Raw genomic sequence first — 22,505 nt, 5'->3', positions numbered from 1 at the left:
GTGTGGATCAGGCCGGATCGGTGAGTGGGGGTCCCCCACGCCCGCAGGGCGCAGGGGGAAGGTCTGGTGCGTGCGATCCGCGTCGCGAGGCGCCCGGGCGCCGGGTGAGCCTTACCTCACAAGCTCGGGACCCGAGGGCCGTTCTACGCTGGGAGCGCGCCGCCAACGGAGGCGGCGCTGCTGTCTGCCGAGTGAGGAATGGCCGTAATGCCCTCTGTCTCCCGCCCACCGAGCCCTGCGTTCGCGTACTCCGATCTGCTCCCGCTGGGAGAGGACACCACGCCCTACCGGCTGGTGACCGCCGAGGGCGTCTCCACCTTCGAGGCCGACGGTCGTACCTTCCTCAAGGTCGAGCCCGAGGCGCTGCGCACGCTCGCCGCCGAGGCCATGCACGACATCTCGCACTACCTGCGGCCCGCCCACCTCGCCCAGCTGCGCCGGATCGTGGACGACCCGGAGGCCTCCTCCAACGACAAGTTCGTCGCGCTCGACCTGCTGAAGAACGCGAACATCGCCGCCGCCGGCGTGCTGCCCATGTGCCAGGACACCGGTACGGCCATCGTGATGGGCAAGCGCGGCCAGAACGTCCTCACCGAGGGCGGCGACGAGGAAGCCCTCTCCCACGGCATCTTCGACGCGTACACCAAGCTCAACCTGCGGTACTCGCAGATGGCTCCGCTCACCATGTGGGAGGAGAAGAACACCGGGTCCAACCTGCCGGCCCAGATCGAGCTGTACGCGACCGACGGCGGCGCGTACAAGTTCCTCTTCATGGCCAAGGGCGGCGGTTCCGCCAACAAGTCGTTCCTCTACCAGGAGACCAAGGCCGTCCTGAACGAGGCCTCCATGATGAAGTTCCTGGAGGAGAAGATCCGTTCGCTGGGCACGGCCGCGTGCCCGCCGTACCACCTGGCCATCGTCGTCGGCGGCACCAGCGCCGAGTTCGCGCTGAAGACCGCCAAGTACGCCTCCGCCCACTACCTCGACGAGCTGCCGGCGGAGGGCTCCCCCACGGGGCACGGCTTCCGTGACAAGGAGCTGGAGGAGAAGGTCTTCGAGCTCACGCAGAAGATCGGCATCGGCGCGCAGTTCGGCGGCAAGTACTTCTGCCACGACGTCCGGGTCGTCCGGCTCCCCCGCCACGGCGCGTCGCTGCCCGTCGCGATCGCCGTCTCCTGCTCGGCGGACCGCCAGGCCACCGCGAAGATCACGGCGGAGGGTGTGTTCCTGGAGCAGCTGGAGACCGACCCGGCGCGCTTCCTCCCGGACACGACGGACGAGCACCTCGGCGAGTCCGCCGAGGCGGGTGACGTCGTGGAGATCGACCTCAACCGGCCCATGGACGACGTCCTCGCCGAGCTGACCAAGTACCCGGTCAAGACCCGGCTCTCGCTGACCGGCCCGCTGGTCGTGGCGCGCGACATCGCGCACGCCAAGATCAAGGAGCGGCTGGACGCGGGCGAGGACATGCCGCAGTACCTCAAGGACCACCCGGTGTACTACGCCGGTCCGGCGAAGACCCCCGAGGGCTACGCCTCCGGCTCCTTCGGCCCGACGACGGCCGGCCGGATGGACAGCTACGTCGAGCAGTTCCAGGCGGCGGGCGGCTCCAAGGTCATGCTGGCCAAGGGCAACCGCTCGAAGCAGGTGACGGACGCGTGCGGCACGCACGGCGGCTTCTACCTGGGCTCCATCGGCGGACCGGCCGCACGCCTCGCGCAGGACTGCATCAAGAAGGTCGAGGTCCTCGAGTACGAGGAGCTCGGCATGGAAGCCGTCTGGAAGATCGAGGTGGAGGACTTCCCGGCCTTCATCGTGGTCGACGACAAGGGCAACGACTTCTTCACGGAGCCGGCTCCCGCGCCGACGTTCACCTCCATCCCGGTGCGCGGCCCCGGCCTGTAAGCGGCTCGCCTCCCGCTGCCCGGACCGCCCGAAGGACGGTGCGGGCAGCGGGAGTTGCTCCGATCCCTCAGACCGGGCCCGCGATCAGCTGAAGCGCTGTGTCGCGGCGCCCGAGCACGGCTGGAGCCGCAACGGCTCCCGTGGGGCCGCGTGCGTCACACACAGCCCCTGCGCCTCGGCGGGACGCAGCGTGCCCGCGGTGCGGACGAAGCGCTGGTTCGCCGCACCCGAGCAGTCCCACAGGACCAGGGCCGCTCCCGGTGTGTACTGCCCCCGTGGCACGTCCACGCAGCGGTCCTGCGTCAGCTCCGTGAGCAGCGAGCCGCGCGCTCCGTCGAACCACCAGCCCTGGTTGCGGCCGCCGTGGCAGTCCCAGCCGACGACACCGGAGCCGTTGCGGGTGACCGCGCCCGAGACGTCCGCGCAGGACCCGGTGCCCTCGTTCTTCAGGGGCTTGAAGGCGTCGTCCCAGGCGCCCGCGTACAGGGCCGGATTCTGTCCCGATGCCGCCGGTGCGCAACTCGCCTCACGCAGACCCGAGTTGTAGAGCTGGGTCAGGCAGGAGGCGAAGGCCGCATGGCCGCGCGCATTGGGGTGGAAGGACTGGCGCACGGAGTTGGAGTCCGGCGGGAAGGGCAGGCTGAGGTCGATGTAGAGGCCGCGTGCCCAGGGCTCCTGCATACAGACCTCGTGGCCGTGGAAGAGCCGGGAGTTGTCGAGATAGACGGCTCCGGTGGAGCGCGCCACCTGGCGCATCCCGCGTTCGAAGGCCGGGACCGCGGTGTTGCGGCCCCACACGGTGTCGGAGTCGTAGCCCATTCCGCCGCACAGCAGCTTGCCCGGGAACTGCGGGTTGTCGCGGAAGTCCGGGCCGATCGGGCTCGGGTAGCCCATGACGACCAGCTGGTAGTCGCCGTCGGCGTACCCGGCGTCGCGCATCACCGTGCGCAGGTCGCGCACGGTCTGCTCGACCTTGGGGACGAGACCGTCGACCCGCGCCTGCCAGCCGGGCGCGTACTTCGGCTCACAGGGCCCCTGGAAGGTCACGAAGCGGATCACGCAGTCGGTCATCACCGGACCGAACTGCAGGTCGTCGTTGGCCCCGGCGACCAACAGGACCATCTTGATACGGGTGTTGCGCGCCTTGACGGCCAGGTTGTCGCTCTGGACCAGTTCGTCGGCGTGCTGCTTGGAGCCGCCGATCCGGATGTTTCCGGTGCCCGCTCCGGAGCAGGCGACGTTGTACGTGACGTCCGCGGCGATGCCCGTACGGTGGATGGCGGCCTCGGGCGAGCGATGGCACCAGTTGTCGGGGCCGTTGGTGCCCGGCTCGTAGGTGCCGACGCCCTCCCCGGAGATCTCGCTGTCGCCCAGCGAGATCAGGCCGGTCCTGCGCTCGTCGAACGGGCGCTCCGCGGGGGTGCCGTACAGCTTGACGGCCTCGGCCGCCCGGATGGCCTCCAGCTCGGGCGGGAGGGGTACGGATGCGGTGGTGCGGGTCTGGCCGGCGGTGGCCGCGGGTGCGGTGACCGCCAGTCCGCCGAGACCGGCCGCGAGCGCGGCGGTGACCGCGACGGTACGACGGAGTCTGTGCGTGGTGCTGCGCGGGCAGGGGGATCTTCCCCCGAACAGATGCAGCATTGCGCCTCCCCGGTATGTGGTTGCTCCGGGTATTTACTGGCAGGTAGCGCAATGGGGAATAGGCAGAACAAGACAAGTGCTCAAGTTTTTCGGGGGTTCGGGACCCGGACGGCAGAGCCAGGAGGTAGGACACCGATGTCCGACGCGAGCGAGTACCGCATCGAGCACGACTCCATGGGCGAGGTGCGGGTGCCCGCACACGCCAAGTGGCGGGCCCAGACCCAGCGCGCGGTGGAGAACTTCCCCGTGTCGGGGCAGCGGCTCGAACGGTCGCACATCGAGGCCCTGGCGCACATCAAAGCGGCCGCGGCGCGGGTCAACGCCGAACTCGGCGTCCTGGACAAGGACATGGCGCAGGCCATCGCGGAGGCCGCGGCCGAGGTGGCGGAAGGCCGCTGGGACGAGCACTTCCCCGTCGACGTCTTCCAGACCGGTTCCGGGACGTCGTCCAACATGAACACCAACGAGGTCCTCGCCACCCTCGCCACCGAGCGGCTCGGCCGGCCGGTGCACCCCAACGACCATGTGAACGCCTCGCAGTCGTCCAACGACGTCTTCCCCTCCTCCATCCACATCGCCGCCACCGCCGCCGTGACCCGGGACCTGATCCCGGCCCTGGAGCACCTGGCGGAGGCGCTGGAGCGCAAGGCGGCCGAGTTCGCGGACGTGGTCAAGTCCGGGCGTACGCACCTGATGGACGCCACACCCGTGACGCTGGGCCAGGAGTTCGGCGGCTATGCCGCGCAGATCCGGTACGGCGTGGAGCGGCTGAAGTCGTCCCTGCCCCGGCTCGCCGAACTCCCCCTCGGCGGTACGGCGGTGGGTACCGGCATCAACACCCCGCCCGGCTTCCCGGCCGCCGTCATCGCCGAGGTGGCCCGTTCCACCGGACTGCCGCTGACCGAGGCCCGCGACCACTTCGAGGCGCAGGGAGCGCGCGACGGCCTGGTGGAGACCTCCGGGCAGCTGCGCACCATCGCCGTCTCACTCACCAAGATCTGCAACGATCTGCGCTGGATGGCGAGCGGACCGCGCACGGGTCTCGCCGAGATCAGCCTGCCCGATCTCCAGCCCGGCTCCTCGATCATGCCGGGCAAGGTCAATCCGGTGATCCCGGAGGCAGTCCTGATGGTGGCCGCCCAGGTCACCGGCAACGACACCACGGTCGCCGTGGCCGGCGCCGCGGGGAACTTCGAGCTGAACGTGATGCTCCCGGTGATCGCCAAGAACCTGCTGGAGTCGGTCCGGCTGCTCGGCAACGCCGCCCGGCTGCTCGCGGACCGCACGGTCGACGGCGTCACCGCGCATGTCGAGCGCGCCCGTGAGTACGCCGAGTCCTCGCCCTCCGTGGTCACTCCGCTCAACAAGTACATCGGCTACGAGGAGGCCGCGAAGGTCGCCAAGAAGTCGCTCGCGCAGCGGAAGACGATCCGTGAGGTCGTGCTCGAATCCGGCTATGTGGAGCGGGGAGCGCTGACCCTGGAGCAGCTCGACGAGGCCCTTGACGTGCTGCGGATGACCCGGCCCTGACGCCCGCCCGCCACACGCCCGCCACCCGGGTCGCGGCGTCGCGCGGGCGGTACTCCTAAGATCTCCTCATGAAAGGCTCGGAACGCATCGAACGCTGGACGCCCGGGGACCACATCCTCTGGCGCTATCGCGGCCATGCCCCGGATCTGACGGGTCAGGGCGTCCACATCTGCCGCCCGGTGACCGTCGTGCAGGACACCGACGAGGCGCTCGCGGTGTGGCTCGCGCCGGGGACGGAGTGCGTGAAGCCGGTGCTCGCGAACGGCACTCCCGTCCACGAGGAGCCGCTCGCCACCCGCTACACGGCTCCCCGCACGGTCACCCGCGGCCACTGGTTCGGCACCGGGGTGCTGAAACTGGCCAGACCCGGCGAACCGTGGTCGGTCTGGCTCTTCTGGGAGCCGGGCTGGCGGTTCAAGAACTGGTACGTGAACCTCGAGGAGCCCCGCACCCGCTGGTCGGGCGGCATCGACTCGGAGGATCACTTTCTGGACATCTCGGTCGATCCCGACCGGAGTTGGCGCTGGCACGACGAGGACGAGTTCGACCAGGCGCAGCGGGTGGGCCTGATCGGCCCGGAGAAGGCCGAGCGGGTGCGCCTGGCGGGCGAGGAGGCCCTGCGGGCCGTACGGGCCTGGGGAGCGCCGTTCTCCGACGGCTGGGAGCACTGGCGCCCCGATCCCGCCTGGCGGGTGCCGGAGCTGCCCGCGGACTGGGCCCGTGCGGCCGTGCAGCTGACGTCCTGAACAGGGCCGCAGTCGCAGATGCGATGTGACTGACTCCCGTCCAGGAACACGCTCCGGCGCATACGACCTCGTGAGACTCTTGATGCGCCCCCTGGGGGCAAACGTAGGATCGTCGTCCGCAAGGCTGCGCCGTTACCGCAACTGTTGAGCGCAGCACCTGACCTGACCGTAAGTCATCTCGGAATCATCACCAGGGGGTGGAGCTGTGCCGGATGCCTGCCACCCTGTCGCCCCCACCCGCAGAGCGGGTATACCGCCTCAAGAGGCGAATGCATCGCACCACCGGCCCGGACGGACGGAAGCCCACGCGTGACGGAGCAGCCCACCTCCCACGAAGGCCGGCAGCCCTTGGCTGCCCGGTCGCAGGAACGCACCCGGCCGCGGGCGGAGGCGACCGGTCCGTCGGCCGTTCCCTCGCCGAGCGGCCCGCCGCAGGACCTGGCGGGCACGGCCCGGCGCGAGGGTGACCGGCTGCGTTTCGTGGGAGCAGCGACCCGGCGGATCGCACGGGGCATCGACCTCGACGAGATCGTCCTCGGACTGTGCCGGGCGACGGTGCCGACGTTCTCGGACGCGATCCTGGTCTATCTGCGGGACCCGCTGCCGGTCGGTGACGAGCGTCCCATCTCGCCGTTCGTGTTGCGGCTGCGCCGTACGGACCGGCTGCGTTTAGCAGAAGAGGACGCCGATCTGGGCAGCTCGGGGCCCATCCCCGTGATCGACCCGCACAACGACCTCACGCCGGCCGCCGAGCTGTGCGAGGTCCGTTCCGGCGGGGCGCTGTCCGAGGTGCTGCGCGGTGTGCGGCCCGTGTTCGGCGACTCCGCGGCGGCGAGGGCCGCCCTGCCCGAGCTGCTCGGCGCGGACCGGACCGTGCCGAACGGCCATCGGGCGATACTCGCCCCGCTCCGCGGGCGGCGGCGGGTGATCGGTGCTGCCGTCTTCCTGCGCCGGCCGGACCGGCCCGCCTTCGAGCCGAACGATCTACTGGTCGCCGCGCAGCTGGCGACGCACACGGCGCTCGGCATCGACAAGGCCGTGCTGTACGGGCGCGAGGCGTACATCGCCGATGAGCTCCAGCGCACGATGCTGCCGGACTCGCTGCCCCAGCCGACCGGCGTCCGGCTCGCCTCGCGCTATCTGCCGGCGGCCGAGACGGCCCGCGTCGGCGGTGACTGGTACGACGCGATCCCGCTGCCGGGCAGCCGGGTGGCACTCGTCGTGGGCGACGTCATGGGCCACTCGATGACCTCGGCCGCGATCATGGGACAGCTGCGCACCACGGCCCAGACGCTGGCAGGGCTCGATCTGCCGCCGCAGGAGGTGCTGCACCACCTCGACGAGCAGGCCCAGCGGCTCGGCACCGACCGCATGGCGACCTGCATGTACGCGGTGTACGACCCGGTCTCGCACCGCATCACCATCGCGAACGCGGGCCACCCGCCGCCCATCCTGCTGCATCTGGGCGGGCGGGCCGAGGTGCTGCGTGTGCCGCCGGGGGCGCCGATCGGCGTCGGCGGGGTCGACTTCGAGGCCGTGGAGCTGGACGCCCCGGCCGGAGCGACGCTGCTGCTGTACACGGACGGCCTGGTCGAGTCCCGGCTGCGGGACGTGTGGACGGGGATCGAGCAGCTGCGGGAGCGGCTGGCCGCCACCGCCCAGCTGACCGGACCGGACCACTCGCCGCCGCTGGAAGCGCTCTGCGACGACGTGCTGGACATGCTCGGCCCGGGCGACCGGGACGACGACATCGCGCTGCTCGCGGCCCGTTTCGACGGGATCGCGCCGAGTGACGTCGCCTACTGGTTCCTGGAGCCGGAGGACGCGGCACCGAGCCGGGCCCGCCGTCTCGCCCGCCGGGCCCTGGCCCGCTGGGGGCTGGAGGAGCTGAGCGACTCGGTGGAGCTGCTGGTCAGCGAGGTCGTGACCAATGCCGTGCGGTACGCGGAGCGGCCGGTGACCCTGCGGCTGCTGCGGACGGACGTCCTGCGATGCGAGGTCGGGGACGATTCCCCGCAGCTGCCGCGGCAGCGCCGGGCACGGGACACGGACGAGGGCGGACGAGGGCTGTTCCTGGTGAACCGGCTGGCCAGGCGGTGGGGAGCGACCCGGCTGTCGACCGGCAAGGTCGTCTGGTTCGAGCTGCCCACTCGTACGTAGGCCAAATCTGGACCCTGTCCAAATGTTGCCGACATCGCATCTGCGGAGTTAAGTGGGGCACACGGCCGAAGCGACCACATTCCCCAATGAATGGGAGGACGCTCGTGACCGAGTCATCCCCCGCGACTCCGTACACGACCAACAACGTCGGCATCCCCGTGGAGAGCGACGAGCATTCGCTCACCGTCGGGGCCGACGGCCCGATCCTGCTCCAGGACCACTACCTCATCGAGAAAATGGCCCAGTTCAACCGTGAACGGGTGCCGGAGCGAGTGGTCCATGCGAAGGGATCGGGGGCGTACGGCTTCTTCGAAGTCACCAATGACGTCAGCCAGTTCACCAGGGCGGACATGTTCCAGCCGGGCAAGCGCACCGAGATGCTGGCCCGCTTCTCGACCGTCGCCGGTGAACAGGGCTCGCCCGACACCTGGCGCGACCCCCGCGGCTTCGCGCTGAAGTTCTACACCGAGCACGGCAACTACGACCTGGTCGGCAACAACACGCCGGTCTTCTTCGTACGGGACACGATCAAGTTCCAGGACTTCATCCGGTCCCAGAAGCGCCACCCGGTCACCGGGCTGCGCAACAACGACATGCAGTGGGACTTCTGGACCCTCTCCCCCGAGTCGGCACACCAGGTGACCTGGCTGATGGGCGACCGGGGCGTACCCAAGACCTACCGGCACATGAACGGCTACGGCTCGCACACCTTCATGTGGATCAACGCCGGTGGCGAGCGGTTCTGGGTGAAGTACCACTTCAAGACCGACCAGGGCATCGACTATCTGACCCAGGCCGAGGCCGACGAGCTGGCCGGGTCGGACGCGGACAAGCACCGCCGCGATCTGTACGAGTCGATCAAGTCGGGCGACGCGCCGTCGTGGACCCTGAAGGTGCAGGTCATGCCCTTCGACGACGCGCCCGACTACCGCTTCAACCCCTTCGACCTGACCAAGGTGTGGCCGCACGGCGACTACCCCCTGATCGACGTCGGACGGATGACGCTGAACAAGAACCCCGACGACTACTTCATCCACATCGAGCAGGCTGCGTTCGAGCCGTCCAACATGGTGCCGGGCATCGGTCCGTCGCCGGACAAGATGCTGCTCGGCCGGCTGTTCTCCTACCCGGACACGCACCGGTACCGGATCGGCCCGAACTACGCGCAGCTGCCGCCCAACCGTCCGCACTCCGGCGTGAACTCCTACGCCAAGGACGGGCCGATGCGGTACGTGCCGTCGAACGCGGCCATGCCGTACGCGCCGAACTCGTACGGCGGTCCCGCGGCCGACTACCAGCGCTTCGGCGACCCCGCCGGGTGGGCCACCGCGGGCGAGATGGTGCGCGAGGCGTACAAGCCGCACCGTGAGGACGACGACTTCGGCCAGGCGGGCACGATGGTCCGTGAAGTGCTCGACGACGCGGCCCGCGAGCGGCTGGCGTCGAACGTCAGCGGCCATCTCCTCGGCGGTGTCACCAAGCCGGTCCAGCAGCGGGCGCTGCAGTACTGGCGCAACATCGACAAGAATCTCGGCGACCGCATCGCCAACCAGGTGAACGGCGGCTGACCGACTTCAGGACCGATCCCCGCACGACAGTGCCCGCGGCACCCGGCATCCGGGTCCGCGGGCACAGTGCCGCTGTCAGGGCCTGAGGTTGAGGCCCGGCTCGTCCGGGTCGCCCGGATCGCCGTCACCCGGGTCGGGCGGCGGGGTGAAGCTCGGCGGACCGGACGGCGACTTGGTCGGCGTCGGGGTCGGGTCCCCCGTCGGCGGCTCGGTCTCCGACTCCGTCGGGGTCGGGGTCGGCGAGTCGTCGGGCTCGTCCGTCTCGGACTCCGTGGGCGAGGGGGTCGGCGTGGGCGTCGGTGTGGGGGTGGGCTCGGCCGTCGCGGACTCGTCGACGTCGAGGTCGAACCGCGCGTCCGAACCGCCGCCGAGCGCACCGGTCGTGTACGCCTTCCAGATCTTGGCCGGGACTCCACCGCCGTTGGCGCGTCCCTCGTTGACGGTGTTGGTCAGGGTGACCTGGCCGGTGCCGTCGGACTGCTCGCCGAACAGGCCGACGGCGGTGACGATCTCGGGGGTGTAGCCCACGAACCACGCCGAGCGGTTGTTCTCCGAGGTGCCCGTCTTGCCGGCCGCCTGGTAGTCGCCGGCCGCGTTCACACCCGAACCGCTGCGGACGACGCCCGTCATGGCGGCGGTGACGGTGTCCGCGGCCTCCCGGCTGATGACCTGGCCGCCGACCGGATCGACCTTGCGCTCGGCCTCGCGGCCCTCGCGCTCGGCCGACTTCACGATCGTCGGCGTGATCTTCTTGCCGTGAGCGTCCAGACTCGCGTAGACCGCGGCCATGTCCCAGGTGGAGGCGCCCATCGTGCCGAGCGACATCGCCGGCTGCTCGGGCCAGCCGTCGCCGTCCGTCATACCGAGGTCGAGCGCGGTCTTCTTCACCTCGGGCGGGCCGACGTCGACGATCATCTGCGCGAAGACGGAGTTGATCGAGCTGTTGGTGGCGCGCTGGACGCTGACCTGGCCGTAGTCCTTGTCGTCCTCGTTCTCCGGCGCGAAGGCGACGTCGCTGCCCTCGACCGGGCGCTTGCTGGTGCCGTCGTACCGGGTCTGGAGGCCGATCGGGCGGCCGTCCTGGGTCTCGGAACCGTTCTCCAGGGCCGAGGCGAGGACGACGGGCTTGAAGGTCGACGCCGGCTGGTAGTCGCGGCGCGTGGCGTTGGAGAGCCAGTGCTCGGTGGCACCGACGCCGCCGTAGAGCGCGAGGACGTTGCCGGTCTTCGGGTCGACGGAGGTGGCGCCCGCCTGGACGGTGGCGTCGGCCTTGTCGCCCTTGCGGTCGAGCTTGGCCTCCAGCTGCTTGGCGACGGCCTTCTCCAGGGCCTGCTGGCGCTTGCGGTCGATGTTGAGCGTGATCGTCCAGCCGCCGGCCTTGATCTCCTCCTCGGAGATGCCCATGCGCTCCATCTCGGCCTCGGCGGCGTCGACGAGGTACCCGGTCTGGCCCACCTCCAGGCCGGGAGCGGCCTTGGGGGGCTTGGGCACGGGGAACGTCAGGCCCTGGCGGACCGAGCTCTCCAGCCAGCCCTCCTCGACCATGTTGTCCAGCACGTAGTTCCAGCGCTGGGTGACCAGCTTCTTGCCGGTGTCCGACGCGATCGCCCAGTCGTACTGGTTCGGGGCCTGGAGCAGGGCGGCGAGGTACGCGCCCTGGCTGACGGTCAGTTTCGAGGCGTCGACACCGTAGTAGGCCTGGGCGGCGGCCTGGATGCCGTAGGCGTTGCGGCCGTAGTAGCTGGTGTTGATGTACCCGGCGAGGATCTCGTGCTTGTCCTGCTTCTGGTCCACCTTGAGGGAGATCACCAGCTCCTTGAGCTTGCGGGTGACCGTCTGTTCCTGGCTCAGGTAGTAGTTCTTGACGTACTGCTGCGTGATGGTCGAGCCACCCTGCTTGCCCTTGCCCCGGAGGGTGTTGAGCACACCGCGGGTGGTGCCCTTGAAGTCGATGCCGGAGTCCTTGAAGAACGTCTTGTTCTCCGCGGCGACGAAGGTGTACTGGACGCTCTTCGGGATCTTCTCCAGCGGCACGATCTCGCGGTTGATCTTGCCGGTGCGGGTGAGGACCTTGCCGTCGCTGTACTTGTAGACGTTGCTCTGCATCTCGGCCTGGGCGTTGGCCGAGGGCACGGGGACGAGCAGATAGATGATGAAGAACGCACCCAGGACGAGCAGGCAGAAGCCGAGGAAGGTGCCCAGCAGCTTCCTCCAGGTGAAGAAGCGTCGTATGCCCGTCCGCCCGGCTCTGTTCCCCCGGCGCGCTCCGCGCTGCCGGGCCTGTCGCGCTTCCGCTCGACCCATCGCTCGTCCGCTCCGCTCTTCGGTCTCTGTCCGTCGTCGCCCTGGTGCTGGTGGTGGGTGGTGCCTTCCGGGCTCCGACCGGAAGCAGCTCAGAAAGCTAACACCGGTCACCCAGACAAACGGCTACCGATCCGGCCTTTTCCGGACGTGACAATCAGCACCCCGTCTCATGGAACCGACTCACGAGGGGTGCGGAGGGTTGCGGCAGGCGATAAAGTGTTATCACTTTGCTAGCTGGCAGGGCTGCCTCCGACAGGGCTGCCCTGCCCGGGAAACGGGGAGCGCACATGTCTGCCGCCGGATCGACAACACCCGACGACGTACCCGAGATGCCTGCTCCGCAGGTCCGGGAAGTCCCTGCTCACAGCATCGGCGGCGGTCTCGCCCTGCTCCTCGGCCTGCTCGGGCTCGCGGCCGGGGTCGTGCTCGTGATCGCCGGCTCCGCGTCCGGCTCGACCGCACTGAAGGTGGCCCTCATCACGATCGGCGTCGTCGTGGCGATCGCCGCCTTCTTCGCGATGTGCGGGCTCAACATGGTGGCGCCTGGCGAGGCGCGGGTCGTCCAGCTCTTCGGGCGCTACCGCGGCACGATCCGCACCGACGGGCTGCGCTGGGTCAATCCGCTCACCTCGCGGAGCAAGATCTCGACGCGCGTACGGAACCACGAGACCGCGGTCCTGAAGGTCAACGACGCCTACGGCAACCCCATCGAACTGGCGGCCGTGGTGGTCTGGAAGGTGGAGGACACCGCCCAGGCCATGTTCGAGGTGGACGACTTCCTGGAGTTCGTCTCCACCCAGACGGAGGCGGCCGTGCGGCACATCGCGATCGAGTACCCCTACGACGCGCACGACGAGGAGGACCTGTCGCTGCGCGGCAACGCGGAGGAGATCACCGAGAAGCTCGCGGTGGAGCTGCGCGCCCGGGTGGACGCGGCGGGTGTGCACATCATCGAGTCCCGCTTCACGCATCTCGCCTACGCGCCCGAGATCGCTTCCGCGATGCTCCAGCGCCAGCAGGCGGGTGCGGTGGTCGCCGCACGGCGGCAGATCGTGGACGGCGCGGTCGGCATGGTCGAGGCGGCGCTGGCCCGGCTGACCGAGCAGGAGATCGTGGAGCTGGACCAGGAGCGCAAGGCGGCCATGGTGTCGAATCTGATGGTGGTGCTGTGCGGCGACCGGTCGGTGCAGCCGGTCCTCAACACGGGCACGCTCTACCAGTGACGCCCCCGCCCGAGCGGAAGCAGGTGCTGCTGCGGCTGGACCCGGCGGTGTACGAGGCACTGGCCCGGTGGGCGTCCGACGAACTGCGCAGCGCCAACGCGCAGATCGAGTTCCTGCTGCGCAGGGCCCTGTCGGACGCGGGCCGGCTGCCCTCCACGGCCCGCCCGATCCCGAAGAGGGGCCGCCCGCCGGCCACCCGGCCGGAGGAACAGCAGGAGTAGGGACAAGGACAGCGGACCCGCGCGCGACCGCGCGGGTCCGCTCCTTCGTGGCACTGGGGACGGGTCGCCTGCCGCGCGCAGGGAGCGAGGTCCGTCTCCCCCACAGGTCCCTCACATGGCTCTACACCCCGGCTATACACACCATGTATACGCCGTGTGTAGAGTGCTCCGCATGTCCATCGGTCACACCCTCCTCGGACTCCTCGAGTCCGGCCCGCGCCACGGCTACGACCTCAAGCGCGCCTTCGACGAGAAGTTCGGCCACGACAGGCCCCTGCACTACGGGCAGGTCTACTCGACCATGTCCCGGCTCCTGAAGAACGGACTCGTCGAGGTCGACGGGGTCGAGGCGGGCGGCGGGCCCGAGCGCAAGCGCTACGCCATCACCGACGCCGGGATCACCGACGTCTCGCAGTGGCTCGCCGAGCCGGAGAAGCCGGAGCCGTATCTCCAGTCGACCCTGTACACCAAGGTCGTCCTCGCCCTGCTCACCGGCCGCAGCGCGGCCGATCTGCTCGACAGGCAGCGCGCCGAGCATCTGCGGCTGATGCGTGTCCTCACCGACCGCAAGCGCCGCGGCGACCTCGCCGACCAGCTCATCTGCGATCACGCCCTCTTCCACCTCGAAGCCGATCTGCGCTGGCTCGAACTGACCGCCGCCCGGCTCGGGCAGCTCGCGAAGGAGGTCGGCGCATGACCCCGGCCGGCTCCCTGCTCGTGGCCGATGACCTGCACAAGGCGTACGGCTCGACCCCGGCCCTCGCCGGGGCCTCGTTCTCCATCCACCCCGGTGAGGTCGTCGCCGTGATGGGCCCCTCCGGCTCCGGCAAGTCGACGCTGCTGCACTGTCTGGCCGGGATCGTTCCGCCCGACTCGGGCTCCATCCGCTACGGCGGGCGCGACCTCACCGCGATGTCGGACGCGCAGCGCAGCACACTGCGGCGTACCGAGTTCGGCTTCGTGTTCCAGTTCGGCCAGCTCGTACCGGAGTTGACCTGCCTGGAGAACGTGGCCCTGCCCCTGCGGCTCAGCGGCACGCGGCGCAAGGCCGCGGAGCGCACCGCCGCGGAGTGGATGGAGCGCCTGGAGATCGCCGACGTGAGCGGCGCGCGGCCCGGCGAGGTGTCGGGCGGTCAGGGCCAGCGGGTCGCCGTGGCCCGTGCCCTGGTCACATCGCCACGCGTGCTGTTCGCCGACGAGCCGACCGGCGCGCTGGACTCGCTGAACGGCGAGCGGGTGATGCAGCTGCTGACCGACGCGGCCCGCGAGTCGAGCACCGCGGTCGTCCTCGTCACCCACGAGGCCCGGGTCGCCGCCTACTCCGACCGCGAGGTCGTCGTCCGCGACGGCAGGGTCCGCGACATGGCGGGCGTCTGATGAACCGCGGCTCCCCCTGGATACGGGACCTGACGCTGGGTCTCCGGTTCGCCGTCACCGGCGGGCGGCCCGGCTGGACCCGAACCGCCCTCACCGCACTGGGCGTCGGACTCGGCGTCGCCATGCTGCTGTTCGCCGCGTCCGTGCCGGGCCTTCTGCAGACGCGTGACGACCGCGCGATCGCCCGCGCGGTGAGCCTCGACGAGGCGCAGCGGTCGAGCAGCTCCTTCCTCTTCAACCGGACCAGCACGCTGTACCGCGGTGACACCGTCAACGGCCTCGTGATCCGTCCCGACGGCGGCGACGCCCCCGCACCTGCGGGCCTCACGGAACTCCCCGCTCCCGGCGAGATGGCCATCTCCCCCGCGCTGGCCGAACTGCTCGACTCCCCGGGCGGCTCCCTGCTGAAGGACCGCTTGCCGTACAAGGTCGGAGCGACCATCGGCAAGGAAGGGCTGACCGGGCGGGCCGAGCTCCTCTACTACGCCGGCAGTCCCGTCAGCCTGGAGACCGGCGCGGAGGGCCGGGCGGACCACTACGGCGACGCGAGCCCCGGCGATCCGCTGAACGCGGTGCTGCTGCTGATCGTCGTGATGATCTGCGTCGCCCTGATCCTGCCCGTCGCCGTGTTCATCGCCACCGCCGTGCGCTTCGGCGGCGAGCAGCGTGACCGCCGGCTGGCCGCTCTGCGCCTGGTCGGTGCGGACCAGGCCATGACCCGGCGCATCGCGGCGGGCGAGTCCCTGGGCGGAGCTCTGCTGGGTCTCGCCACCGGCGCCGCGCTCTTCGCATGGCTGCGGCAGCTCGCCGGTTCGGTGACCGTCTGGGACGTCAACGCCTTTCCCTCCGACATCGTCCCGAGCCTCTGGCTGACCGTACTGATCCTCATCGCGGTGCCCGCCTCCGCGATCGGTGTCACCCTCTCCGCGCTGCGCCGTGTGTCCATCGAGCCGCTCGGCGTCGTCCGCGACGCGGCTCCGCGGCGGCGCCGGCTGTGGTGGCGTCTGCTGCTCCCGGCCGTCGGTGTCGCGCTGCTGCTGCCCCAGTCGGGGAGCATCGGCATGGAGGAGACCGGCATCGCCACGTACCAGATCGCCGCCGGCGCCATGCTGGTGCTGATCGGCATCACCTCGCTGCTCCCGTGGCTGGTGGAGGCGGTCGTCGGCCGGCTCCGGGGCGGACCGGTGGCCTGGCAACTTGCCGTACGCAGGCTCCAGTTGAGCAGCGGCACGGCGGCCCGGGCGGTGAGCGGCATCGTGGTCGCGGCGGCGGGTGCGATCGCGCTCCAGATGCTGCTGACCGCCGTGCAGAACGACTTCATGCGACCGACCGGGATGGACTCGGCCCGCGCACAGCTGGAGACGAGGGTGCCGGCCAAGAACGGCACCCTGGCCCGCGGCATGATCGACGAGTACGCGCGGACCAAGGGCGTCGTCGGTGTGGTCGGGTTCATCGAGGCGGGCGTCGAGCGGCCGGGGCCGCAGCGTGCGGGTGAGGACTTCATCCCCACCACCCAGCTGACCGTCGGCGACTGCCCCTCCCTGAAGGAACTGGCGAAGATCTCCTCGTGCCGGGACGGCGATGTCTTCATCGTTCGAACGCCCGAGGGTGAGGGACCGCCCGACGACTACCTCGCCAAGACCGCTCGGGCGGGCGCCCAGGTCAACCTCCATCCGGAGCAGTGGAGCCAGGGGAGGACCACACGCCCCGCGCCCGCCCTGTGGCGGGTACCGGAATCGGCCCGCACGGTGGATTCGCGCCCCGATCCGATGGGGGACCTGGCCTTCGGCATCATGGCCACACCGTCGGCGATCGACGTCAAGGCGCTGATGTCTCCCGAGGCCAGGACGATGATCAAGCTCGATCCGGCGGTGCCGGACGCGGCCGAGTACGCCCGCAACACGGCCGCCGCCATCGACCCGCTGACGTCCGTCAACACGCTGCAGAACTTCGAGCGCGACAGTCAGTACTCCAGCGTCCGCACCGGGCTGTTCGTCGGAGCGACCGCCACGATGCTGCTGATCGCCGCGTCCATGCTCGTCTCCACGCTGGAGCAACTGCGCGACCGCAAGCGGCTGCTGTCGGTGCTGGTCGCCTTCGGCACCCGGCGCGCCACACTGAGCTGGTCGGTGCTGTGGCAGACGGCCGTGCCGATCGTGCTGGGCCTGACCCTGGCGACCGGCGGCGGGGTGGGCCTCGGTCTGGTGCTGCTGAGGATGGTGGACAAGCAGGTCGAGGACTGGTGGGCGTTCCTGCCGGTCAACGCCGTCGGCGCCGCGTTGATCCTGCTGGTGACGCTTCTCAGCCTGCCCGTGCTGTGGCGCCTGATGCGCCCCGACGGGCTGCGTACGGAGTAGTCAGCCGAGGACCCGTACGGGCAGGGAGCGCATCGCGTCCCGCAGCGCCTGTGCGAACTCCGCGAACTCGCCCTGGCGTGCCGCTCCCGAGCGCATCGCCAGGGCGATGCGGCGTGCGGGGGCAGGGTCGGCGAACCACCCCGTCTGGAGACCGCCGCGGCCGGTCTCCACGTCGACCGCCGTACGCGGCAGCAGGGTCACGCCGAGTCCGCCGGCGACCAGCTGCACCAGGGTGGAGAGCCCGGCGGCGGTGGTCGTCACCGGTGTGCCGTCCCTGCGGCCGGCCTCCCTGCAGATGTCGAGGGCCTGGTCGCGCAGACAGTGGCCCTCGTCGAGCAGAAGCAGCGGGAGTTCGCGCAGCGCCTCGCGCGGTATGTCCTGGCGACCTCCGAGCCAGTGGTCCTCCGGGGTGACGAGGACGAAGTCCTCGTCGAACAGCGGGAGTTCCTCGATGCCGGGGACGCCGAGGGGGACCGCGAGCAGCAGCAGATCGAGCCGGCCCGCCGCCAGACCCTCCAGCAGCGAGGTGGTCTGCTCCTCGTGGACCTGGAGGTCCAGCGCGGGGTACTTGTCGTGCACCAGGCGCAGGACGTTCGGCAGCAGATAGGGCGCGACCGTGGGGATCACGCCGAGCCGGAGCACTCCGGTGAACGGCGCCCGTACCGCTTCGGCCTCCTCCATCAGCTCACCGACCGCGTCCAGCACCGCCCGGGTCCGGGCGGCGAGCCGCTCACCGGCGGACGACAGCAGCACCTTGCGGGTCGTGCGCTCGACGAGCTGGACACCCAGTGCCACCTCCAGCGCGGAGACGGCTCCGGAGAGTGCCGGCTGACTCATCCCGATTGATGCCGCCGCGTCCCGGAAGTGCAGATGCTCGGCCACGGCCGCGAAGGCACGCAGCTGTGCGAGGCTCGGCTGTTTGCCCCTGTTCATGCCACCCACTGATAGCTACCTCCGATCGCGGCGACCGAGTCTAGCTATTTCTTTGATCAATGCACTCTGTGCCAGGATCAAGATCCGTCCAACCCCCTGGAATGCCCCAAAAGGGAATTCCATGTTTTGCAAGGAGAGCGCGTGCTCACTGTCGGTGACCAGTTCCCCACGTACGAACTCACCTCCTGCGTCTCGCTGGAGACCGGCAAGGAGTTCGAGGTGATCAACCACAAGTCCTACGAGGGCAAGTGGAAGGTCGTCTTCGCGTGGCCCAAGGACTTCACCTTCGTCTGCCCCACCGAGATCGCCGCCTTCGGCAAGCTGAACGACGAGTTCGCCGACCGCGACGCTCAGATTCTCGGCTTCTCCGGTGACTCCGAGTTCGTCCACCACGCCTGGCGCAAGGACCACGCCGATCTGCGTGACCTGCCCTTCCCGATGATGGCCGACTCCAAGCACGAGCTGATGCGCGACCTCGGCATCGAGGGCGAGGACGGCTTCGCCCAGCGCGCCGTCTTCATCGTCGACCCGAACAACGAGATCCAGTTCACGATGGTGACCGCCGGCTCCGTCGGCCGTAACCCCAAGGAGGTCCTGCGGGTGCTCGACGCCCTGCAGACCGACGAGCTGTGCCCCTGCAACTGGAAGTCCGGCGACGAGACCCTCGACCCGGTCAAGCTGCTGGCCGGTGAGTGATCATGGCACTCGATGAGCTCAAGTCCGCGCTGCCGGACTACGCCAAGGACCTGAAGCTGAACCTCGGTTCGGTCATCGGCAACAGCGACCTCCCGCAGCAGCAGCTGTGGGGCACCGTGCTGGCCTGCGCGATCGCCTCGCGCTCGCCGAAGGTGTTGCGCGAGCTGGAGCCGGAGGCCCGGGAGAACCTCTCCCCCGAGGCGTACACCGCCGCCAAGTCCGCCGCCGCAATCATGGCGATGAACAACGTCTTCTACCGGACCCGGCACCTGCTGTCGGACCCGGAGTACGGGACGCTGCGCGCGGGCCTGCGGATGAACGTCATCGGCAACCCGGGTGTGGAGAAGGTCGACTTCGAGCTGTGGTCGCTCGCCGTCTCCGCCGTCAACGGCTGCGGCCAGTGCCTGGACTCGCACGAGCAGGTGCTGCGCAAGGCGGGCGTGGACCGCGAGACGGTCCAGGAAGCCTTCAAGATCGCCGCGGTGATCCAGGCGGTCGGAACGACGCTGGACGCCGAGGCCGTCCTCGCCGAGTAGGCGAGCAGCCGAGGGACAACGGATGTACGAGAAGGGCCTTCGCCGGCATCGGACCGGCAGGGGCCCTTCTCGTCTGTCATGGCTCGGGGCTTTCCCGGATCCGCCCGGTCAGCTCCGGAGCTTCGCCATCAGCGCCCGCATGTCCTCGACCATGAAGGGCCTGATCTCCGACGCGTCGGTCGGGGTGACGTCGCTGTCCGCTCCGGACAGGGCGCCGGGCGACACGGTCATGGTGAGGACGGCCTGCCCGTCCAGCACATGCAGGCCCGGGATGCCGGAACCGCCGGACCGGACGAAGTAGGCGCGCTCGCCCAGCCCGTCGACCCGCTCCATGGCGATCTCGGTGTCACCGAAGAACATGTCCGTGCCCACGTCGGCCTCGAACTCCGGCCCCGGGTCCGTCTTCTTGTGCAGCGCGTATGTGACGAACACCGTCGTGGGCGTGTGCTGGTCCGCCTCCTTCGCGGCGGAGTCCACCAGGTGGATCCAGCAGGTCGCCATGTCCCGGGCCGCGTGCTCGCGCCCGGACGGCCGCGGGGAGTCCACCTTGCCCAGGGTGGTGGACAGCGCCTTCACCTCCGTGTCGAGGCAGAGGTTGCGGCTCTCGCGGTAGGCGCCCATGTCCGGGCCCCGGCTCTCGTGGACGTACAGACCGGCCGCCCACACCGCCGAGGCCACCAGCGCGCCACCGAGGGCCCACCGCCAGGCCTGCGGGGGCGGGCGCCGGAACCACGACTCGTCCGCCGCCGTGACGGTCTCCGCGGCGGCGTCCCGGTCCCCCGCGTCGTCCTTCCGCTGACCGGGGATCTCCGGCTCGCCGAACGGCTCCTCGTCACCGACCAGTTCCGGCTCGGAGATCACTCGCGCTCCTGCGGCTCCGGCGTCCCCTCGGGAACGGCCACGGCGCCAGGCGCCACCTCGACGACCGCCGCGTCGTGCGGCGCGGAGGTGGCGAGCAGGGCCTGTTCCTGGCTGTACACCCGCAGATAGCCGACGACGGTGTTGGTCACGGCCACCAGCGGCACCGCGACCACCGCTCCGCCGATGCCGGCGGTCAGGCCGCCGGCCGCGACCGCGAGGACGACGGCGAGGGGATGCACCCGGACCGCGCGTCCCAGGATGAAGGGCTGCAGTACGTGCCCCTCGATCTGCTGCACGGCCAGGACGACGATCAGCACCATCAGGGCGGTGAACACGCCCTGGGTGACGAGCGCGACGACGACCGCCAGAGCGCCCGAGATGACCGCGCCGACGAGCGGGATGAAGGCGAACAGGAAGATGAACACGGCGAGCGGCACGGCCATCGGGACATCGAGGAAATAGATGCCGATACCGATGAATATCGCGTCGATCAGGGCGACTATCACCGTGCCGCGCACATACGCGGTCAGAGTGCGCCATGCCCGCGGCCCGGCTCCGGCGACTCCCTCGCGGGCCTGCGCCGGGACCAGCTTCAGCGTCCACTGCCAGATGCGCTTCCCGTCGTAGAGCAGGAAGAGCGTGGAGAACATCGCCAACAGGATGCCGGTGAGGATCTCCACCATCACCGTCACGCCCTGAAGGCCGGCGGACGTTATCTCCTCGGTGTTGGTGCCGATCGTGTCGCTGAGGTTCTTGGCGATGTCGTTGATCTGCGACTCGGTGACATGGAACGGGCTGTCCAGCAGCCAGCGCTTGAGCTCCTCGATGCCGTCCCGGACACGGTCGGAGAGGTTGTCGAGGTTGTCCATGACCTGCCACACCACGAACCAGCCGACCAGGCCCATGATGACGAACCCGGCGATCGCGGTGACCGCGGTGGCGAGCCCGCGCGGCAGACCGAGCCGGCGCAGCCGGGCCACGGTGGGCTGGAGCATCGCGGTGACGAGCAGTGCCGCGACGAAGGCGAGCACCACCAGCTGGACGGCGCTGATGATCCTCATCAACACCCAGAGCGTGCCCGCGAGTACGAGGAGCCGCCAGCCGGCCTCCGCCGCGACGCGCATGCCCCACGGGATGGCGGAGACGGGGTCGGGCTTGGCCGCGACCGCCGGGGCGTACGAGGGCGGCGCCGGGATCCGCTCGGGGCGGGGGGTGGGCACGACGACCTCGTCGGCGAGGTCACCGGCCGCTGCTTCCTTGCGGCGCTCGTCCAGCCGCTGTGACGCACGGGTGATTCCGGCGCCCAGCCCCGCGAGCCAGCCTGGCAGTCTTGACATGATCTTCTCTCTTCCCCCCACTGCTCCCCCCACGCATCCCGGACGACGGTACACGCACGAAACCCCTCACCGTAGGACGGTGAGGGGCCGCGTGAAGTTGAGCGACGGCTCTAGTACCAGTTGTTGGCCTGCCAGAACGACCACGCGCCGCAGGGGCTGTCGTAGCGCTCGTTCATGTAGTTGAGGCCCCACTTGATCTGGGTGGCCGGGTTGGTCTGCCAGTCGGCGCCGGCCGAGGACATCTTCGAGCCGGGCAGGGCCTGGACGAGACCGTACGCACCGGACGAGGGGTTCTGCGCGCGGTAGTTCCAGGTGGACTCGTGGTCCACGATGTTGCTGAAGCACTGGAACTGGTCGGCGGGGACCATCTGCCGGGCGATCGCCTGGACCTCGGCGACGGAGTAGGAGCCCTTCGCGGAGAAGCTCGAAGCGTCGCGCACGGAGTCGCGGTTGGCCCGCTCTTCCTTCTCGCGCTCGGCCTGGGCCTTCTCCTCGGCGGCTTCCTTCTTCGCCTTGGCGGTCTTGGCGGCCTCGATGCGGGCAGCTTCCTCGGCGGACTTCTTGGCCGTCGCGTCGGCGGCGGCGGCCTGGGCGTCGGCCTGCTCCGCGAGGGAGGAGACCTGAACCTGGGCCTGCTGGCCCATGGGAATGTCTGCGAGGAGAGTCGCGTCGGCGGCCGTCGCCTCGAGCGTGTCGCCCGCGGGCTGGGTGTTGCCCGAGGCAACGCCCACTACAGCTCCGACGGTGGTGACCGCGGTGGCTGACGCCACGGCGAATCCCCGGACCGAGATCCGGCTCACACGGTTTCCTTCCAGCATCGCGCGCATGGGTGACCTCGCGTACGAATCGTGCCCCTGGCGCTGGCCTCCTCACTGCATGGGGTCACAGGAGGCGCTGGCCCGGTGGGCAACTCCCCTACGGGAGAGCCCATGAAGCTCGCGGGCGGCACACGACGGCAGGTCTTGAGTTGTGTGTTGCGGTGCACCACGGGTGGTGCGGGTGTGTCGTATGCGGGGCCTGACGGAAGCAAGACTCTGCCGGAAGCCGACGCCGCAAGGCAATTCTTCGTTGCGTGTGAAAGCTCACACGCCGTTTGCCCCAGGAGTTTTA

Annotated in this window: 18 protein-coding genes; 12 read left to right on the top strand and 6 right to left on the bottom strand. The window is 69.9% G+C overall.

Annotated elements, in window-relative coordinates; translation table 11 throughout:
• Positions 1-207: 207 nt before the first annotated feature.
• The gene (locus tag OHA05_RS23425) at positions 208-1,905 is read left to right on the top strand and encodes a fumarate hydratase (RefSeq protein ID WP_313944349.1); all 1,698 of its coding nucleotides are present in this window, start codon (positions 208-210) and stop codon (positions 1,903-1,905) included.
• An 84-nt stretch (positions 1,906-1,989) separates the two neighbouring features.
• On the opposite strand, the gene OHA05_RS23420 is transcribed toward OHA05_RS23425, so the two are convergent.
• Positions 1,990-3,546, bottom strand: coding sequence for a ricin-type beta-trefoil lectin domain protein (locus OHA05_RS23420; protein WP_328861630.1), 1,557 nt, complete (start codon positions 3,544-3,546; stop codon positions 1,990-1,992).
• 135 nt (positions 3,547-3,681) lie between these two features.
• On the opposite strand from OHA05_RS23420, the gene OHA05_RS23415 reads away from it, so the two are divergent.
• From OHA05_RS23415 to OHA05_RS23400, 4 genes are all read left to right on the top strand, one after another.
• A complete protein-coding gene (locus OHA05_RS23415; RefSeq protein ID WP_328861629.1) occupies positions 3,682-5,076 on the top strand; it encodes a class II fumarate hydratase in 1,395 nt (464 codons plus the stop codon).
• 68 nt (positions 5,077-5,144) lie between these two features.
• Positions 5,145-5,822 (top strand): cytidylyl-2-hydroxypropylphosphonate hydrolase, encoded by a 678-nt coding sequence (gene fomD / locus OHA05_RS23410; RefSeq protein WP_313944352.1) that lies wholly within the window; start codon positions 5,145-5,147, stop codon positions 5,820-5,822.
• Positions 5,823-6,131: 309 nt separating this feature from the next.
• Positions 6,132-7,982, top strand: a complete 1,851-nt coding sequence (locus OHA05_RS23405) for a SpoIIE family protein phosphatase (protein ID WP_313944353.1) — start codon at positions 6,132-6,134, stop codon at positions 7,980-7,982.
• Between the two features lie 86 nt (positions 7,983-8,068).
• Complete coding sequence (locus tag OHA05_RS23400) at positions 8,069-9,550, top strand: catalase (protein WP_413777736.1); 1,482 nt, start codon at positions 8,069-8,071, stop codon at positions 9,548-9,550.
• Positions 9,551-9,625: 75 nt separating this feature from the next.
• On the opposite strand, the gene OHA05_RS23395 is transcribed toward OHA05_RS23400, so the two are convergent.
• Positions 9,626-11,854, bottom strand: coding sequence for a transglycosylase domain-containing protein (locus OHA05_RS23395; RefSeq protein WP_313944355.1), 2,229 nt, complete (start codon positions 11,852-11,854; stop codon positions 9,626-9,628).
• Positions 11,855-12,141: 287 nt separating this feature from the next.
• Here OHA05_RS23395 and OHA05_RS23390 point away from each other — a divergent pair, with 287 nt between their 5' ends.
• The 5 genes from OHA05_RS23390 (at position 12,142) to OHA05_RS23370 (ending at position 17,032) form a co-directional block, all read left to right on the top strand.
• Positions 12,142-13,077, top strand: a complete 936-nt coding sequence (locus OHA05_RS23390; protein ID WP_313944356.1) for an SPFH domain-containing protein — start codon at positions 12,142-12,144, stop codon at positions 13,075-13,077.
• Positions 13,023-13,298 carry a hypothetical protein gene (locus OHA05_RS23385; protein ID WP_391840179.1) on the top strand — a complete coding sequence of 92 codons (276 nt, stop codon included), beginning with the start codon at positions 13,023-13,025 and terminating at the stop codon, positions 13,296-13,298. The genes OHA05_RS23390 and OHA05_RS23385 overlap by 55 nt, the downstream gene beginning before the upstream one ends.
• Before the next feature lie 172 nt (positions 13,299-13,470).
• On the top strand, positions 13,471-13,995 hold the full coding sequence (locus tag OHA05_RS23380; RefSeq protein ID WP_313944358.1) for a PadR family transcriptional regulator: 525 nt from the start codon (positions 13,471-13,473) through the stop codon (positions 13,993-13,995).
• Positions 13,992-14,675 (top strand): ABC transporter ATP-binding protein, encoded by a 684-nt coding sequence (locus OHA05_RS23375; protein ID WP_313944359.1) that lies wholly within the window; start codon positions 13,992-13,994, stop codon positions 14,673-14,675. The genes OHA05_RS23380 and OHA05_RS23375 overlap by 4 nt, the downstream gene beginning before the upstream one ends.
• Positions 14,675-17,032: an FtsX-like permease family protein gene (locus tag OHA05_RS23370; protein ID WP_328861628.1), complete on the top strand. Its 2,358-nt coding sequence runs from the start codon at positions 14,675-14,677 to the stop codon at positions 17,030-17,032. The genes OHA05_RS23375 and OHA05_RS23370 overlap by 1 nt, the downstream gene beginning before the upstream one ends.
• Here OHA05_RS23370 and OHA05_RS23365 read toward each other — a convergent pair whose 3' ends face one another.
• Positions 17,033-17,965 carry a LysR substrate-binding domain-containing protein gene (locus OHA05_RS23365; protein WP_313944361.1) on the bottom strand — a complete coding sequence of 311 codons (933 nt, stop codon included), beginning with the start codon at positions 17,963-17,965 and terminating at the stop codon, positions 17,033-17,035.
• A 141-nt stretch (positions 17,966-18,106) separates the two neighbouring features.
• Between OHA05_RS23365 and OHA05_RS23360 the strand changes: the two genes are divergently transcribed.
• Together OHA05_RS23360 and OHA05_RS23355 are read left to right on the top strand one after the other, a co-directional pair.
• Positions 18,107-18,661, top strand: coding sequence for a peroxiredoxin (locus tag OHA05_RS23360; protein ID WP_327680734.1), 555 nt, complete (start codon positions 18,107-18,109; stop codon positions 18,659-18,661).
• Positions 18,662-18,663: 2 nt separating this feature from the next.
• Positions 18,664-19,197 (top strand): alkyl hydroperoxide reductase, encoded by a 534-nt coding sequence (locus OHA05_RS23355; RefSeq protein ID WP_313944363.1) that lies wholly within the window; start codon positions 18,664-18,666, stop codon positions 19,195-19,197.
• Between the two features lie 108 nt (positions 19,198-19,305).
• On the opposite strand, the gene OHA05_RS23350 is transcribed toward OHA05_RS23355, so the two are convergent.
• The 3 genes from OHA05_RS23350 to OHA05_RS23340 all read right to left on the bottom strand — a co-directional run bounded on the left by OHA05_RS23350 (position 19,306) and on the right by OHA05_RS23340 (position 22,195).
• Entirely contained in the window at positions 19,306-20,058 is a 753-nt protein-coding gene (locus OHA05_RS23350) for a hypothetical protein (RefSeq protein WP_328861627.1), read from the bottom strand.
• Positions 20,055-21,395 (bottom strand): AI-2E family transporter, encoded by a 1,341-nt coding sequence (locus tag OHA05_RS23345; RefSeq protein WP_313944365.1) that lies wholly within the window; start codon positions 21,393-21,395, stop codon positions 20,055-20,057. Before OHA05_RS23345 ends, OHA05_RS23350 begins: the two co-directional genes overlap by 4 nt.
• A 110-nt stretch (positions 21,396-21,505) precedes the next feature.
• Positions 21,506-22,195, bottom strand: coding sequence for a transglycosylase SLT domain-containing protein (locus tag OHA05_RS23340; protein WP_313944366.1), 690 nt, complete (start codon positions 22,193-22,195; stop codon positions 21,506-21,508).
• Positions 22,196-22,505: the final 310 nt, after the last annotated feature.

The sequence above is a fragment of the Streptomyces sp. NBC_00306 genome (assembly GCF_036169555.1).
GTDB lineage: Bacteria > Actinomycetota > Actinomycetes > Streptomycetales > Streptomycetaceae > Streptomyces > Streptomyces achmelvichensis.
The sequence above is the reverse complement of the archived record's forward strand: the minus strand, read 5'-3'. Positions and strand labels throughout refer to the sequence as shown.

Coding starts and splice junctions, on each gene's coding strand:
- OHA05_RS23415 (WP_328861629.1), top strand. CDS start 3,682: ATGTCCGACGCGAGCGAGTACCGCATCGAGCACGACTCCATGGGCGAG.
- OHA05_RS23395 (WP_313944355.1), bottom strand. CDS start 11,854: ATGGGTCGAGCGGAAGCGCGACAGGCCCGGCAGCGCGGAGCGCGCCGG.
- OHA05_RS23390 (WP_313944356.1), top strand. CDS start 12,142: ATGTCTGCCGCCGGATCGACAACACCCGACGACGTACCCGAGATGCCT.
- OHA05_RS23355 (WP_313944363.1), top strand. CDS start 18,664: ATGGCACTCGATGAGCTCAAGTCCGCGCTGCCGGACTACGCCAAGGAC.
- OHA05_RS23420 (WP_328861630.1), bottom strand. CDS start 3,546: ATGCTGCATCTGTTCGGGGGAAGATCCCCCTGCCCGCGCAGCACCACG.
- OHA05_RS23425 (WP_313944349.1), top strand. CDS start 208: ATGCCCTCTGTCTCCCGCCCACCGAGCCCTGCGTTCGCGTACTCCGAT.
- OHA05_RS23375 (WP_313944359.1), top strand. CDS start 13,992: ATGACCCCGGCCGGCTCCCTGCTCGTGGCCGATGACCTGCACAAGGCG.
- OHA05_RS23365 (WP_313944361.1), bottom strand. CDS start 17,965: ATGAACAGGGGCAAACAGCCGAGCCTCGCACAGCTGCGTGCCTTCGCG.
- OHA05_RS23345 (WP_313944365.1), bottom strand. CDS start 21,395: ATGTCAAGACTGCCAGGCTGGCTCGCGGGGCTGGGCGCCGGAATCACC.
- OHA05_RS23400 (WP_413777736.1), top strand. CDS start 8,069: ATGAATGGGAGGACGCTCGTGACCGAGTCATCCCCCGCGACTCCGTAC.
- fomD (WP_313944352.1), top strand. CDS start 5,145: ATGAAAGGCTCGGAACGCATCGAACGCTGGACGCCCGGGGACCACATC.
- OHA05_RS23380 (WP_313944358.1), top strand. CDS start 13,471: ATGTCCATCGGTCACACCCTCCTCGGACTCCTCGAGTCCGGCCCGCGC.
- OHA05_RS23370 (WP_328861628.1), top strand. CDS start 14,675: ATGAACCGCGGCTCCCCCTGGATACGGGACCTGACGCTGGGTCTCCGG.